Here is a 16,437-nt window from a genome sequence, read left to right on the forward strand (position 1 = left end):
TCGTCACGTTGCAAGTCTATTCGGGGAGATCGCGCTCCTCGCAAAGCTGCACGTAGTTGGTCTGAGAAGTAATTCATGGAGTAAATCAAGAACGATTCGCTAAACGGGTGCTTACACTTTTCAAGGAGGAATGTAGCAAGTGAAAATTAGAACAAAACTATTGCTGGCATTAAGTACATTGCCTATTTTTCTTATCATTCTTATTGTAAGTGGAAGAATGCAGATTACGAACTTTAATAATTTTAGTGAAACATTAAATGAAAATTATGAAAGGATGGTATTAGCAGAATCTGTGCACAGAGATATTAAAGATGAATCGATTAGTCTACGTAATATAACGTTATTCAATAATGAAGAGACCATTCAAAGTGAAATTACGAAGATACAGACCATTAGTGATCGAATCAATGAAAATATTGATATCTTAGAGGAGTTAGGGCGAGAAACTGAACAGCATGATTTAATTACCCAATTAAAAGAGACGAACCAGGAATTCATCCTATATAAGGATCAATTAATTCGACTGGTAAATGACGGGAATAAAGCAGAGGCTGTCGCATTAATTGGCGAAGACTCCATGGAATTTCATCGTGATTTCTTGGATTTGATTTCAGAGCTTACGACTGCATATGAAACGAGAATGTACACTTCTTTCCAAACAGAAAGTTCATCATTTAGTAGCACAATTGTAATGGAAGTAATTATTTTAACGGCTATCATTGTCATTATCATGATGCTTCTATTACGGACTAACTGGAGCGTATCGTCAAGGTTAAATAGGGTTTCAAATGTGATGAGTGGAATTGCAAGTGGTAAGTTAAATTTAAATACCAAAGTAGAAGTTATTGCGAATAATGAGATTGATGAAGTAGCAATGTCATTTAATCAAATGGCAGCGACCCTAGAGGAACAAAGAGATAAAGAACAGAATCTTATATGGATTAAATCAAGCATCGCAGATATTACGACGAGTTTAACTGGAGCAAAATCAGTAGAATATGTAGCGGAAACTTTCTTGTCCAAGATTGTCCCACTTGTTCATGGTAATCATGCTGTATTCTATGTCGCTAATGAAAACGAAGAAGACTCGGATGCAATTTTTACATTACGTGCCTCGTATGCTTTTAAAGAACGGAAACATATGACAACTGCATTCCGAACTGGTGAAGGTTTAATTGGACAGTGTGCACGTGAGAAGTCACCGATTATTTTATCAAATGTTCCTCCCGATTATATTTCAGTGAAGTCAGGACTGGGTGAAGCTACACCACTAAACTTGTATTTGCTTCCAATTCTCTTTGAGGGGGAGGTTAGGGCTGTTATTGAGATTGCCTCTTTTGAGCCTTTTGGTGAGAAGGAACAAATATTGTTAGAGGAAATGTTAATCGATTTAGGAATTATCCTAGAGAGTGTTCTAGGAAGAATTAAACAAACAAAACTATTAGAAGAAACACAAATGCTCATGGAAGAAATTCAAACCCAATCCGAAGAACTACAATCACAGCAAGATGAGTTAAAAGCAACAAATGAAGAACTAGAACAACAAACAATTACACTTAAACAATCCGAGGAGAAACTCCAAAGTCAGCAGGAAGAACTTGAACAAACAAACACAGAATTAGAAGAAAAGGCAATCAGTTTAGAAGAACAGAATCAGATGTTTGAGGAGAAAAATAAAGAATTACTGCAGGCGAGAGCAGATTTAGAAGAGAAGGCCAAACAACTTGCATCTAGCTCGAAATATAAATCTGAATTTCTAGCAAACATGTCACATGAACTTAGAACACCATTAAATAGTATGCTAATTTTATCAAAATTATTATCCGATAATGATGATGGTGCATTGTCTACGAAACAGGTGGAATTTGCAAAAACGATTTATACTTCTGGCAAGGATTTATTGGCATTAATTAACGACATATTAGATTTATCTAAAATTGAATCTGGTAAAATGGAAGTTTATCCAAGCAATGTTGTATTAACGGATTTGGCAGCGGCAGTGGAAAGTAATTTTAAACCAGTCGCAGGTGAAAAGAATCTACAATTTGATATTATATTGAACGAGAATTTGCCAACATCTATTTTCACTGATGAAGGGAAACTGCAACAAGTATTAAAAAATCTGTTGGGAAATGCATTTAAATTTACGAAAAAAGGGAAAGTAACACTAGAAATCTCACAGGATCCGAATGCTACGATTCATCAATCACTTGTTTTTTCTGTAACAGATACAGGAATCGGGATAGCAAAAGAAAATCTGAATCTTATCTTTGACGCTTTCCAGCAGGCAGATGGTACAACAAGTCGTAAATTTGGTGGTACAGGTCTCGGTTTGTCCATTAGTAAGGAATTGGCACGTCTTCTTGGTGGAAAGGTAGTTGTAACAAGTGAAGAGGGTATTGGAAGTACATTCTCTTTTTACCTCAGAAATTATGAAGCACAAACGGATACTAATCTGGAATTTGTACATTCTAAGGAAGTTGCAGCAACCGTTGAGGAAAAAGTGGATTCCCAACCACAAGTGGGGGAAAAGCTTGAAGAACCTGTAGTAGCAGTAACGGAGCAGCTAGTGGAAGAATATAGCCATATTAAGCGATTATTAATTGTTGATGATGATTCGAACCAACGGAATAGTCTAATGGAGTTAATCGGGGATATGGACGTTATTATGAAAGCTGTCTCATCAGGTAAGGAAGCAATTGGTGAGTTAAAACGAAATAAATATGACTGTTTAATCCTCGATTTAGGATTAACGGATACTTCTGGGTTTGATTTGCTAGAAAAAATGAGTGATAAAAAAGAAAATCAAAATCTGAAAGTTTTCATCTATACAGGAAAAGACGTTACCCTTGAAGAAGAATATTTCCTAAATCAATATGCACACACGATTATTATTAAGGACCAGCATTCTCCAAGAAGGTTAAAAGAAGAACTGGCATTATATTTGAATGATGTAAATCCTGATGAACGTAATTCTCATAAAGCGTTGACCAAGGAGCCCATAGAAGCGGTAGAACTTCAGGGGAAAAAGATCCTGTTAGTTGATGATGATGTACGTAATGTCTATGCGCTATCTAGTATTCTGGAGCATTCCGGAATGGATATTCGTTTTGCGGAAAATGGGATGGAAGCTTTAAAAATATTAGAAGAAGATGTATCGATTGACCTTATCATTATGGATATTATGATGCCTGAAATGGATGGGTATGAAGCAATGCAGCGGATACGAGAAATGCCAGCCTATGAAAATCACCCAATTATTGCTCTAACCGCTAAGGCGATGATCGGGGATCGTGAGCAGAGTTTGTCCAGTGGAGCATCAGACTATATTGTTAAACCAGTGGATACAGATCAGCTAATCTCCTTAATCAAGGTTTGGTTATTCGACTTGGAAGGGAAAAACGAGGAAAATGGTTGATAGAAATGTAACTGAAATGGATTCGCTCGAGTACCTTGAAAAACTAGAAATTGAATTGTTTTTGCAAGGAATTTATGATTGGTATGGATACGATTATAGGGATTATGCTTACCAATCGATAAGGAGAAGGATATGGCATCGGGTGGAAGCTGAGAAGGTATCTAGCATTCTCGAATTATTGGATAAGGTATTACATGATACCAGCTGTGTGCAGCGTTTAATGGCCGATTTTTCAATCAATGTAACAGAGATGTTCCGTGACCCCCTGTTCTTTGGGCAATTTCGGGAGAAGGTCGTACCATTACTACGCACCTATCCTTCCATTCGGATTTGGCATGCTGGCTGTTCAACGGGTGAAGAGATATATTCAATGGCAATCCTGCTGAAAGAAGAAGGATTGTATGATAAAACGAAAATCTATGCAACAGACATCAATGCAGATGTGTTAAAAATTGCTAAAAACGGTTATTATCCGCTTGATAATATGAAGAAATATACAAGTAATTACCTACAAGCTGGAGGAAAAGATGCTTTTTCAGCGTATTACACGGCGACAAATAATGGTGTACGATTCAATCCATGTCTAACGAAGAATGTTGTTTTTGCCCAGCACAATCTTGTTACAGATCGTTCTTTCAACGAATTTCATGTTATCATATGCCGAAATGTACTCATTTACTTTAATAAAACATTACAAGCAAAAGTACATCAGCTTTTCTATGAGAGTTTAGGTATGTTCGGAATTCTCGGTCTTGGTGATAAAGAAACAATTGCCTATACGAACCAAGCAGACCATTACAAGGAATTAAGTGGGAAACATAAATTGTATCAGAAAGTGAATTAGTATGGGTGCCTACGTGTACAGGCCTTGCTTACGGTGCTATAGCGCTAATGATGGAGATATAGATGATATAGGTTAGAAATGAAAAGCCGGAATCCAATTTGGACTTCGGCTGTTTCGTGATTATAAGGGATGATGATGGCCATGGACGTTTTGAAGGAGAAGGTTAGGTAAAGTGGTAGAAGAGAGAGGGTGTCATCGCTCTAAAGAGGATAAGAGTAAAAAAATGCCTGTCACTTGTCGACATAAATCGATAAGTGACAGGCACCGTTAAAAGAAGATTAAAATATTTTATACGTATTTTTGCCTGCGTCTTTGGCGATATAGAGCGCTTTATCGGCTTCTTTTAGTATGGTATGGGTTGAAGTTTCATTTGATATTGAGTAGGAGATTCCAATACTCGTCTTCAGGTCGATGTGCATGTCATCAATTTTTAAAGGTTGTTCCATCAGTATCTCTACTTTTTTTGCAACCATTATTGCATTGTTGATTGATTTAACATTTGGTAATAAGACGACAAATTCATCTCCACCAAGCCTTGCCACCATATCCTTCTCATCAATACATTTACAGATTCGTCTTCCGAATGCATCAATCACTTTATCCCCAATATCATGTCCATAGGTGTCATTAATCTGTTTAAAATTATCCATATCCATCATCAGGACTGCAAGCTTATTCCCATTTTCTTGGAAGTCTTTCACAGCTTCAGACAAGCGTATATTAAATAAACGGCGATTTGGTAAGCCTGTTAACGTATCATGTAGTGCAAAATACTTCAGTCGTGTCTCGTAATCCTTTTCTGGTGTTATATCCCTTGTTAGCACAACGATATGCTCTAACTGATTTTCATCATCAAATACTGGTGTTCCAACCATTTCAGACCAAATCCAATCTTTCGTTTTATGGCGCTGTCTGAATTGAATTTTACATGTTTTCCCACTCGCAATGGAGGTATTCATCGCCTCTTTTAAAGCTTCAACATCATCTGGAAATACATTGTAGAAGAGTGATTGTCCTTCATACTCATAATAGTCAAAGCCAAGTATTTCCTTATAAGAAGGAGATACGTAGGTCATTTCCCCATTGGGATTAATTAAGGAAATAAGCACATGGGCGTTTTCGGCGATTATTCGGAAACGCTCTTCACTTTCCGTTAACTTCTTCAATAAATCAATATGATCAGATATATCTTTGAAAATACCGTAAATACCCGTAACTTTCTTGTCTACAATAATTGGCGTAAACTTAGTAACGACATGAATTGGATTTCCAAGATTATCATTAACTTTCACTGGGAAATCCTGTGCAGCACCACGGATAGCTAGTTGGAAATTTTTCTGAACAAGCATTATATCCTCATCGGTAGGAACAAAATCACAATAATGCCTTTGCTTCAGTTCTTCACGGCTATATCCAAGGATCTTTTCCGCTGCAAGGTTTGCGTTTTCAATATATCCGTCTAAATTAAGCGAAATAATGGCATCTAAATTATATTTGTAGAGAGATTGATATTTTTGCTTGCTCTCATGTAACCGCTCTGTTGATTTCTTTGACTCCAATTCTGCCAGTTTTCTATCCGTTACATCTTTAACGACAGCGACAATATGTGTACACTTGTTTTCCTCATTCGTCAAAGGTGTTAACGTTGTTTCTGAATAGTGGCGCACACCAGATGGAGTAAGATAAGAATCTTTGTAAGTCAAAACGCTCAAGCTTGTTGCAACTTCTCTATATTGTTCACATAAGAAATTCGCTGTTTCAAGAGGATATATGTCCGTAATTTTCTTTTCAATATCCTTCACTGTTAATATTGTGCTATCTATTGCTGCGCGATTGATAAATTCATAATAAAAGGAAAACTCTTCCTCCACACGTATTAAAAATACAATATCTTGTATTCCATCCAATATTATTTTAGTCATTGAAAGTTGACTCAACTGATTCATTATCCATCTCCTTCCCCTTAATGCGTATGTGCAACTTCATTCTTAGCGATAATTTTCAGTTGTACAATTAACGATTCTTGAACTTCTTCTTCCATGTCAAAATGTATCCCATAATCATAGGTGTTTCCAAATTGCCGCTTCCACATAATTTTTCCAATAAGATTAAATTCCTTATCATTTATTTGAAATATGACCCGTAATATAATTTCTTTATGCTCAACTTCTGGTATGTTTAATTCTAAGTGAAGTTTCGCACCTTCTGGGCTAAGGTCAATAATCTTAGCAATACCATCAGACGTTTTCACTGGATCGTCATCGATTCTAACAATTTGAAAAAGCGCATCTAATGGTGTGCCAAAAACGTAACGAAATGCTTCATCTCTTTTATATCTCATCATTTATATATCACCTACTATGAATAACTAAGGAACAGACTACCGAGTTTTATAATGGATTTTTACGCAAGTATGCATACGTATTTTCATAAATAAACGTTGTATTTGGAATTTCTTGGTTTAAGTTACTCAATACAGTCATTTTATTGATAATCTCAGCTAGCCTGTTCTGTTCTTGTTCAGTTGTATCGAATGCAATACCATAAAAGAACGTTTCTTCTTTTGATTGGCTTTTCCAAACGAATGTACCAGATAAATGAAAGGTTTCATTCATAATCTGAAAAGTAAAATTGAATTTCATGTTCGTATGAATCGGCAGCCTTAATGTAGACAAAACTTTTAGTCCGCCAATACTTAAATTCTCGATTAATATTTTTGCAGAACCTAGATTTACTTTCCGATTATTTACTTCTAGTATCTTCATTTCACCGAGTAGAGGATAAGGGAAATCAAAGCGAAAGGATTCTCTACGCTCGTTCTCCTTGGAAAAAGTCCGTTTCTGAACGTTTAATTTGATATATCCTACTTTTAGTATTTTTTCAAATTGCCGTAATGGAATAGGTTTAGAAAATAGATAACCTTGGAAAATGTCGCATTCCTTTTGTTTAAGGAAAAGGTATTGATCGTACTCCTCTACACCTTCTGCAACGACCTTCATGTCGAGTCCCTTTGCAAGATGTAAAACAGTAGAAACAATTGCATTTTCTGTTTTGTTTTCTGGGCTAAGATTTTGAACGAAACTCCGATCGATTTTAATCGTATCTGCTTGGAATTCTTGCAAGTAACTTAAGGAGGAATAGCCAACACCGAAATCATCAATTGCTATTTTTACTCCAAGTTCTTTTAATCCTTTTAGAGCGGTTAGAACGCTATTTTCGCTCTTTAGTTTAGATCCTTCTGTTATTTCAAATTCCAAGTATCTTGCTGGAATGGAATAAATCTCTAGTTGTTCTTTTACTAATTCTACTAATCCCTTTTTCATGAAGCGAATAGGGGACAGGTTAACTGCAATTGGGCGGAGTGTATACCCCTTATCCTTCCAATCCCTTAGTTGGGCGCAAACTTTTCGGATAACCCAGTCACCTATATTGTTAATTAAATGATTCTCTTCGGCTAATGGGATGAATTCTCCAGGTGAAATTAGTCCCCAGTCATGATGGTTCCAACGTAATAACGCTTCAGCACCTTGAAGAATACCTTTCTCATTTACTTGAGGTTGATAATAGATTTCAAACTCCTCATTGACATACGCTTTTCGCATATCCTTTTCCAGGATGAATTTCTTGTAAGAAGAGATGTCTCTCGAGTTAGAATAAATTTGATAATTATTTTTCCCATGCTTCTTGGCATGAAATAAGGCAGTATGTCCATTTTCTAGTAACGTTAGTTTATCCCTGCCATCCTCTGGGAAGAAACTAATTCCCATACTCGTCGTAACTTGTAAGTCAAATTCTTTTATTGTCATTGGCTTCTGGATACGTGTTATTATATCTTCGGCAAACTGAAATAAGCTATCTTTAGATGCATAGTCCTTTATTAGAATAACAAAGTCATTGCTGCTAATACGAGAAAGGAATCCGCTTTCTGGAAGAGCCTGGGTGAGTCGATTTGTAACACGAATAAGTAGTTCATCACCAACATGATAACCTAGCGAATCATTTATAACATTTAATCGGTCTAGGTCTAGATACAGTAAAGCAAATGGCTGATTATTTTCACACAGTTTATCTATTTTTTCATAAAGGGTTTTCTGATTCGGTAGTGCGGTCAAGCTATCATAACTCGCAATGTATTGTAATCTTTCCTGCATTTCAATTTCGGAACTTATGTCTATAACCATTCCAAATAAATTCGTTATCTCGCCATTTTCATCTACCCAAGGTATTGTTTCTTCCGCTAACCATTTCGTTTTTCCATCCCCGCTTTTTATACGATATTTCACTTGTATCCTTTCGCCGTTTCGTAATCGTTTAAACGCTTTAAAAACCTCTTGACGATGAGAGTGGAGAATCATATTCATCCAGTAATCTGGTTCTTTATAAAGCTTTTCTAAAGGGATTTGTAAAATATCTTCTATTCCTTTAGAAGCAAAAACAATGTTCCCATCAATCTTTTCTCTCATCCAAATACCGATGGATAAATTATCGTAAATATGGATCAAACGATTATTCGTTTCCGTCAATTTTAATTCAAGTAGTTTCTGTTCTGTATTGTCTTTAATAACGCCTACTAATTTATAGGGTTTCTCATTTTTTCTAATCGTTTCTGCCTGAACCCTAAGGTAACGGACTTGCATAGTCTTTCCATGATGGATGCGAAAATCCGCAGTATAGCCAGTCCCTTTTTGCAGCGATTCACTCATGATATCCCATGTGGTACCATAATCATCTGGATGAACGAGTTCATAAGTTGAATTCATTGGTAATGCGACTGTCTTGTCAATTCCGAATATATCGTAAAAGTTGTCGGAACAAGTTAGTTTATCTTCTGCGATTAAATATTCCCAGCTGCCAACTTTAGCTACCGTTTGGGCAGTATTTAAATGGGTTTCACGAATCAATAACGTTTGTCGTAGTTCCACCTTCTCCGTAATATTTTGGACTAAAATATATACCCCTTCAACAACATTGTCGCTCGCTTTTATCGGGATAAAGGTTGTAGATAGATAAATAAGTTCATCATAGATTGTTGGTAAATTGACCTCTAGTCGTTCGGCATTTCCTTTTAATGCTTGTTTAAATGCTAGATGAAGCATATCGTATGTTTCAGGCGGCATGCTTCTTTTGAAATCTGTACCCTGCTCAGGTGAGAAACCTAATATTTTACGAATGCTATCTCTATTTTGTGAGACAATCTGCCCATTTGGTGAGAATACTAAAATGATATCTGGATGATAGAGTGCCAATGATGCGTAATAACTTAGTAAGTCATCCCCATCCTGTATAGGAGTAGATTGATTTGAGAAAATCGTTGATATCCCTTTTCTTTTAAACCGATCAAATAACTTTTTTTCCATGTGAACTCCCCCTAACTGGAATGGCCTCCCGACATCCATTCCGATACTTTAGCAGGTACAATCAGTAAACATTTCTGTTGTACCTTACTTTACCTTGAGATAACTTCTGATTCTTTCATACGATCAATAATGGAAACTAAATTATCAAAGTGTGGTTTGACGATAAAATCTGTTGCACCTATTTGTAGTGCTGTAATCATGTTGTTCCTTGTCCCCATCGCGGAGCACATGATTACTTTTGCATTTGAATTAATTTCTATTATTCTCTTTAAAACGGTTATTCCGTCCATATCAGGCAAGGTAATATCAAGGATAACGATAGCTGGTTTTAATGTATGATATTTCCTAATGCCATCCTCTCCACTTGAGGCTTCAATTGTAGTATAGCCATGCTGCTCTACGATATTCTTTAACCAATTTCGCATAAATCTGGAGTCATCAATAAGTAATATCATTGTAAAACCTCCTGTCGTCTTTTAATGATTCAGATAAAAGTTGTTGCGTTAGTATAGAGCATTAGTGATTAGTCTAGTATTTTGCCCCTTACCCGAAATTACTTTCTAATTCTATTCTCCTACATAGGGGGCGAAAGGAGTATCCCCATACATTCTTATTTCTAATGATTCAATAGGAACTACTATAGGAAACACATCCTATTTCTTGAGTGCCAGGCTCCTAATCGATTAAAATAAAGAGAGTAATTAATATACTATCGATGTGAGAGAGGCGTACATATGGAAGCTGTTACCTTATTTAAGAAGAAATACCATATTGATCTTAGAGATGTTGATTTTAAAAAAGATCTTAAATTAAGCGTGTTATTTAGTTATTTCCAGGATATTGCAAGTGAAGCCGCAGCTAATCTTGGTGCTGGAATTGATTTATTAGAAAAGGAGCATAATGCACTTTGGATATTGATGCGAATACGTGTGGATATTGCGAGACTACCTAAATGGGATGAAGATATTACGATAGAGACCTGGCCATTAGAACCGAAAAGATTGGAATTTGATCGGGATTACCTTGTGCGTGATCGGAATGGTGAAGTCATTGTTCGAGCTATTTCTGCATGGGTAGTGATGGATAAAAAGGAAAGAAAGTTAAAGCGTGCCAGTTCGATATCGCTTAATTATCCGTCACCTATTGAGGAAAGAGCAATTGATAGTAAATTAGGTAAGTTAAAAAACACAGGTATAATGGAGACTGCATACAAACGGGTAATTGGGTATAGTGACGTTGATTTTAATGGATACCTAAATAATTCAAAATATGTTGATTTTATTATGGATTGTTTTCCTATTGAAGCCCATAAGAGAATGGGTGCAAAAACAATTGAAGTGAATTTTATTAACGAAGCATTACCTGGAGATGTAATTATTTTAAATATAGATACTTCAGCTACCGGTTCGAATAAGCTATATATTGAAGGTGTAAACGAAGAAAGTCAAAAGACAGTATTTAGAGCACAAGTGAAAATTGGAGAAATACATTAAGAAGGAGCCTTTTTTGGTTCCTTTTTTTGTTGGCAAGAAGGTACTACAGTGCCATCTAATACGAAGGACATAAAGATTTCTTAGGTAACTTTGTGTTTATTATATACAATGTGACACTTTTTGTCATAATTTTATTTTAATTTTTATTATGTGATGCATTCTCTTTGATAATGAGAATCATTATCGATTAAAATGGGAGTAAGGTTAATTTTCATATTGGTTGTTGCTAATGATATAAATGCGAGGTAGCACTACTTTGGGAAATTCCCATAAACGGCGCCTATCAAGTTCATTTCAAGAGAACTTTGCTCTATTTCAATCTTGAGAAGGGTTATCAAGTTCATTTCAAGAGAATTTTGCTCTATTTCAATCTTGAGAGAGCTTATCAAGTTCATTTGAAGAGAATTTTGCTCTATTTTAATCTTGAGAAGGGTTATCAAGTTCATTTCAAGAGAATTTTGCTCTATTTCAATCTTGAGAAAGGTTATCAAGTTCATTTCAAGAGGATTTTGCTCTATTTCAATCTTGAGAAGGCTTATCAAGTTCATTTGAAGAGAATTTTGTTCTATTTTAATCTTGAGAAAGGTTATCAAGTTCATTTCGAGAGAATTTTGCTCTATTTTAATCTTGAGAAGGGTTATCAAGTTCATTTTAGGAGAATTTTGCTCTATTTCAATCTTGAGAAAGGTTATCAAGTTCATTTCAAGAGAACTTTGCTCTATTTCAATCTTGAGAAGGGTTATCAAGTTCATTTTAGGAGAATTTTTCTCTATTTTAATCTTGAGAAGGCCTATCAAGTTCATTTTAGGAGAATTTTGCTCTATTTCAATCTTGAGAAGGGTTATCAAGTTCATTTTAGGAGAATTTTGCTCTATTTTAATCTTGAGAAGGGTTATCAAGTTCATTTTAAGAGAACTTTGCTCTATTTTAATCTTGAGAGCTCCTTTTGAACTTGAGAGTACAAGCAAGAAATTTTTCTAAGTTCGATTGTTACTTCACAATTTATATATTTTACCTTGCAGCTCATATCTTTAAAGAAGCAACAGCCCTTTTGAAAACAGTCAAATGAAAAAAGATGTTAGGAGTGTTACGATGGGGAAGGTACTGGTTTTATATGCGAGTGCAACAGGTAATACCGAATTAATGGCTGAGACAATAGCGGAATATATAAGAAAACAGAACCATGAAGTTACTATGAAAGATTTTGACATAGATAATGTTAACGCTAATGAAATAACAAAATATGATACTGTCCTTTTAGGAATCTATACGTGGACAAATGGCGAGTTACCATTTGAAGTAGAAGATTTTTATGAGCAATTAGACTTTGTTGATCTTAAAGGTAGGGTATTTGCTGTGTTTGGGTCAGGTGATTCATTTTATGATGTGTATGGTGGGGCCGTGGATATCATGTATGAACGTCTTCGTGAATTGGGTGCAAAACTTGTACCAGTAAGGTTAAAGGTTGATTTAGAACCAGATCAGGCTGATGTAGAGCGCTGTCGTGAATTAGCTAAACAAGCATGTCAGATGATTGGAGAGAGTAAAAGATTTTTCGACAAGTGACAGGCACCGCATTGGTACCGCATTGACAAGTTTTGTTAGAGTTGGTATCATTCCGGGGGAAAACGCTTGCAGGAAATTTGCAATCTAACTATACTTTTGCACCGAGAATTGAGGGAAAAAGAATGCGTAAAAAACCTTATTTAATTGACGGAATTATCGGGAATGGGAGGATGCTTTTAGGCCTCACCAAAAATGGGGAAATCCAACGATTGGCATGGCCGAGAATAGATGGATTGGATCAAGTAAATCGGCAATGGGCTGGATTTGTCACGGAAGATGAATCAGATATTCATTTTTTTCATGAAGATGCTTATCAACATGAGCAAGCATATATCGAGGATACGAATATTTTACAAACGAACCACAACAATGAAATATATAACATAGAGCAACTAGATTACGTATTACCTAATCAAGATGTTTGGGTGAGGGACTTTATGATTAAAAATATTTCTTCTGTAGAGAAAAAGCCTACTTTTGTATATTTTTCCGATTCAAGCTTACAAAGTCAACGTAGATTTCAAACAACAATGTTTGATGTACGTAATGACAGACTAAGCCACTATTACAGAGATACGGCGATGGTGATAGCTGCTTCAGCGCAAATTACCAGTTATCAAGCTGGAAAGGCTTTTGAACAGCTAATGCAAAATAATCTTGAAGGTAGGGAAATACTAAATGATTCAGAAGGTGTTTTTACAATTGATCTTGGGTCAATCCCACCTGGTGAGTCGAGGAAGGTTTCTTTCTTCATTAGCTTAGCTAGCTCAGAGGAAGAAGCCGCAATTCTTGTCGACAATGCAAAACAAACTGGGGAAAAAACGTTAAGAGAAGCAACAACAAATTATTGGCATATGATTTTAGATAAAAGAGAAAAACGAAACATACCGGATAAGGTAGTAAATGATTTATACAAGCGCTCGATATTAACTTTCCACTTGTTACAAAACAAGGAAACAGGTGCATTTATAGCTGGACCTGAAGTGGATGAGGATTATGATTACTCTGGCGGTTATGCCTATTGTTGGGGGAGAGATGCTGCATTTATCGCATCAGCTGTTGACGCAGCAGGATACCATGATTCGGTTAGTAAGTTTTACCGATTCGTTCTTACAACCCAAAATCCAGAAGGGTACTGGGATCAAAGACACTATACAGATGGTGTGTTGGCACCAACATGGGGCATCCAAATCGATGAAACAGGTTCCATTGTATGGGGTATGAACCAGCATTACCAACAAACGAAAGATGAAGCATTCCGTAAAGAAATCTGGCCAAGTGTGAAAAAAGCAGCAGATTTCTTGGTTTCTTTTGTGGATTTAGAGACTGGTCTTCCGATGCCTTCAAAAGATTTATGGGAAAAACGCGAAGGCGAGCATTTATACTCTACAGCAGCTGTATATGGCGGGCTAATGGGAGCAGCTTCTATTGCGAAAGTTGAAGGCGAGCTAGACGTAGCAGAAGCGTACCGTAAGCAAGCAGAGAAAATGAAGGAAGCAGTTATAACAAAGGGATGGAATGATGAAAAAGATCATTTTAATCGATCATTAAAATTAAGCCTAACAAAAGGTCAATACGAAGAAGCAAAGGAAGCAGGGAAAAAAGTTTCTATCACTGAGAACGAGAAAGGTGTTAAGAACTATATTTTATATGAAGACTTAACTCCAGATATCTCCTTACTTGGATTGTCTTATCCATTTGAGATGATAGAGGAAACGGACGAGCAAATGATAAAAACAGCGAACGTAATCGAATTAACCTGTACATCGAAAATAGTTGGAGGAGTTGAGAGATTTCCTGGAGATGTCTATATTGGTGGAAATCCATGGTTAATCTCAACATTATGGCTTTCTATTTACAAATTTAGAACAGGAAAAAAGGATAAAGCAATCGAACTGTTTAGCTGGACAACAGAACATGCGAATCATTTAGGATTAATGCCAGAACAAATTGACAAAGAAACGAACCAACCAGCATGGGTAATGCCATTAACATGGTCACATGCAATGTATGTCCTCACAATAAAAGAGCTCGTATAACCCACCACGCCTGCCACTAATTGGTTTTTGAATAAAACGACAAAGTTCTACATAAACTGACAAGTGACAGGCACCTAATGCAAACGTTTGTGCAATAAGGTTCTTTTTTGTAACTATTTAACCCAAAGACTAACTACTTATCTTTGAAACCAATACGATATGGAAATACTGAGTAAGCGTAACCAACGCTATTATGATAGAGTAGTAAATGTTGGAAACCGTTTACTTTTTTGTTGACGTTTGTTTTAAAAAATGTATAATAAGAGGTGCAATGTTAGTGCAAACGTTTTCCTTGGTATGCGCATACATTGACACTTTATAAAAATCCTAGGGGGTTTACTAGATGAAAAAAGGTATTTTATCTTTACTTGCGATTATTTTGATTGTGGGTTTACTTGCAGCGTGTGGTCCTGATGATGAACCTGCAGAAACTGGGTCAGAAAATGAGACAGGCTCTGATGCAGCTACAACAGAAACAGACAAACCTGAGAAATTAATTGTATGGGAAGACCAAGATAAAGGTGCAGCATTGGAAGATGCAGCAGCGAAGTTTACAGAGGAATATGGGATTGAGATTGAGTATGTAGAATATAACATAACTGAAATACAAGAAAATCTAGCGTTAGACGGAAATACAGAAAACGCTCCAGATGTTGTAACGATGTCACATGATGGTGTTGGCCCATCCGTAGTTAAAGGGTACATTTCACCACTTGAAGTAAGTGATGAAGTTTTAAGTCAGTATACACAGTCTTCTGTTGATGCTTTTGAATATGAAGGACAATTATATGGATTACCAAAAGCAACTGAAACAACTGTATTTATCTACAACAAAGATTTGCTACCTGAAGTTCCAGCAACAATGGATGAAGTATTTGAGTTATCAAAAGAAGCACATGATGGTGAAAATTATGGTTTCTTAGGATTGTGGGATGACTTCTATCATAGTCACGGGATCTTCCATGGATTTGGAAGCTATGTATTTGGCGATGAACCTACAGATATCGGTTTAAATAATGAACAAGGTGTAGAAGCGCTTGAATATATGGATACTTGGTATGAAGAAGGATTATTCCCAAGAGGTATTATTGGTGAAACTTCTAATGACCAAATGAATGGATTATTCAAAGAAGGCAAAGCATTTGCTGTACAAAATGGACCATGGGCGTTCAAAGATTACCAAGATGCAGGAATTAATATTGGAATCGCACCAATGCCATCATTACCAAATGGTGAGCCAATTGGTACGTACATGGGTGTGAAAGGTTGGTTCGTCACAAACTTTAGTGACAACAAAGATTGGGCACAAACATTTGTTGAATTTATTACAAATGAAGAAAATGCAACAAAACGCTATGAGTTAACTGGAGAAATTCCTCCACTAGTTTCACTTCTTGAAAATGAAGAATGGGTTGCTGAAAACGAAGGAGCTGCAGCTGTAATGGAACAATCAAAAGTTGCTGTAGCGATGCCATCAATTCCTGAAATGGCAGAAGTTTGGGATCCAATTAAACAAGCTGTTCAAACAGTAGCAACAGATAAAGCAGAAGCAAAAGAAGCACTTGATCAATCTGTTGAACTTATGATTCAAAATATCCAAATGAATCACGGTGGAAATTAATTAACAAAAATCGGGAAGTATCTCTCTAGGTACTTCCCACACTTAATTAAAGTTTAATTGTTTTACTAACAAACTAGTAAAGCGTTTAAAGAGGGGAGT

The 16,437-nt window shown here is 36.1% G+C and carries 11 protein-coding genes; 6 read left to right on the plus strand and 5 right to left on the minus strand.

The features are described from left to right. Window positions 1-139: 139 nt before the first annotated feature. Window positions 140-3,418, plus strand: a complete 3,279-nt coding sequence (locus D8M05_RS01780) for a response regulator (protein WP_121128052.1) — start codon at window positions 140-142, stop codon at window positions 3,416-3,418. Continuing rightward, the gene (locus D8M05_RS01785) at window positions 3,411-4,262 is read left to right on the plus strand and encodes a CheR family methyltransferase (protein WP_245985133.1); all 852 of its coding nucleotides are present in this window, start codon (window positions 3,411-3,413) and stop codon (window positions 4,260-4,262) included. Before D8M05_RS01780 ends, D8M05_RS01785 begins: the two co-directional genes overlap by 8 nt. Before the next feature lie 278 nt (window positions 4,263-4,540). On the opposite strand, the gene D8M05_RS01790 is transcribed toward D8M05_RS01785, so the two are convergent. The 4 genes from D8M05_RS01790 to D8M05_RS01805 form a co-directional block, all read right to left on the minus strand. After that, complete coding sequence (locus tag D8M05_RS01790) at window positions 4,541-6,208, minus strand: sensor domain-containing diguanylate cyclase (protein WP_121128054.1); 1,668 nt, start codon at window positions 6,206-6,208, stop codon at window positions 4,541-4,543. A 17-nt stretch (window positions 6,209-6,225) separates the two neighbouring features. Beyond that, window positions 6,226-6,606 carry a PilZ domain-containing protein gene (locus tag D8M05_RS01795; RefSeq protein ID WP_121128056.1) on the minus strand — a complete coding sequence of 127 codons (381 nt, stop codon included), beginning with the start codon at window positions 6,604-6,606 and terminating at the stop codon, window positions 6,226-6,228. Between the two features lie 46 nt (window positions 6,607-6,652). Then, window positions 6,653-9,619: an EAL domain-containing protein gene (locus tag D8M05_RS01800; RefSeq protein WP_183072677.1), complete on the minus strand. Its 2,967-nt coding sequence runs from the start codon at window positions 9,617-9,619 to the stop codon at window positions 6,653-6,655. Between the two features lie 89 nt (window positions 9,620-9,708). Continuing rightward, window positions 9,709-10,074, minus strand: a complete 366-nt coding sequence (locus tag D8M05_RS01805; protein WP_121128060.1) for a response regulator — start codon at window positions 10,072-10,074, stop codon at window positions 9,709-9,711. 279 nt (window positions 10,075-10,353) lie between these two features. Between D8M05_RS01805 and D8M05_RS01810 the strand changes: the two genes are divergently transcribed. Continuing rightward, window positions 10,354-11,112, plus strand: coding sequence for an acyl-[acyl-carrier-protein] thioesterase (locus D8M05_RS01810; RefSeq protein ID WP_121128062.1), 759 nt, complete (start codon window positions 10,354-10,356; stop codon window positions 11,110-11,112). 251 nt (window positions 11,113-11,363) lie between these two features. Here D8M05_RS01810 and D8M05_RS01815 read toward each other — a convergent pair whose 3' ends face one another. Next, window positions 11,364-12,080 (minus strand): hypothetical protein, encoded by a 717-nt coding sequence (locus D8M05_RS01815; RefSeq protein ID WP_183072678.1) that lies wholly within the window; start codon window positions 12,078-12,080, stop codon window positions 11,364-11,366. Between the two features lie 124 nt (window positions 12,081-12,204). On the opposite strand from D8M05_RS01815, the gene D8M05_RS01820 reads away from it, so the two are divergent. The 3 genes from D8M05_RS01820 (at window position 12,205) to D8M05_RS01830 (ending at window position 16,338) form a co-directional block, all read left to right on the plus strand. Continuing rightward, window positions 12,205-12,678, plus strand: coding sequence for a flavodoxin (locus tag D8M05_RS01820; protein ID WP_121128066.1), 474 nt, complete (start codon window positions 12,205-12,207; stop codon window positions 12,676-12,678). A gap of 122 nt (window positions 12,679-12,800) precedes the next feature. Then, entirely contained in the window at window positions 12,801-14,717 is a 1,917-nt protein-coding gene (locus D8M05_RS01825) for a glycoside hydrolase family 15 protein (protein WP_121128068.1), read from the plus strand. Window positions 14,718-15,060: 343 nt separating this feature from the next. Next, complete coding sequence (locus tag D8M05_RS01830) at window positions 15,061-16,338, plus strand: extracellular solute-binding protein (protein ID WP_121128070.1); 1,278 nt, start codon at window positions 15,061-15,063, stop codon at window positions 16,336-16,338. The last annotated feature ends 99 nt before the right edge of the window (window positions 16,339-16,437 follow it).

It is taken from the genome of Oceanobacillus bengalensis (genome assembly GCF_003628445.1).
GTDB classification, from domain to species: domain Bacteria; phylum Bacillota; class Bacilli; order Bacillales; family Amphibacillaceae; genus Oceanobacillus; species Oceanobacillus bengalensis.

Excerpts from the sequence above, each read along its gene's own strand:
- D8M05_RS01785 (WP_245985133.1), top strand. The coding sequence starts at position 3,411 with ATGGTTGATAGAAATGTAACTGAAATGGATTCGCTCGAGTACCTTGAA.
- D8M05_RS01790 (WP_121128054.1), bottom strand. The coding sequence starts at position 6,208 with ATGAATCAGTTGAGTCAACTTTCAATGACTAAAATAATATTGGATGGA.
- D8M05_RS01795 (WP_121128056.1), bottom strand. The coding sequence starts at position 6,606 with ATGATGAGATATAAAAGAGATGAAGCATTTCGTTACGTTTTTGGCACA.
- D8M05_RS01800 (WP_183072677.1), bottom strand. The coding sequence starts at position 9,619 with ATGGAAAAAAAGTTATTTGATCGGTTTAAAAGAAAAGGGATATCAACG.
- D8M05_RS01805 (WP_121128060.1), bottom strand. The coding sequence starts at position 10,074 with ATGATATTACTTATTGATGACTCCAGATTTATGCGAAATTGGTTAAAG.
- D8M05_RS01810 (WP_121128062.1), top strand. The coding sequence starts at position 10,354 with ATGGAAGCTGTTACCTTATTTAAGAAGAAATACCATATTGATCTTAGA.
- D8M05_RS01820 (WP_121128066.1), top strand. The coding sequence starts at position 12,205 with ATGGGGAAGGTACTGGTTTTATATGCGAGTGCAACAGGTAATACCGAA.
- D8M05_RS01825 (WP_121128068.1), top strand. The coding sequence starts at position 12,801 with ATGCGTAAAAAACCTTATTTAATTGACGGAATTATCGGGAATGGGAGG.
- D8M05_RS01830 (WP_121128070.1), top strand. The coding sequence starts at position 15,061 with ATGAAAAAAGGTATTTTATCTTTACTTGCGATTATTTTGATTGTGGGT.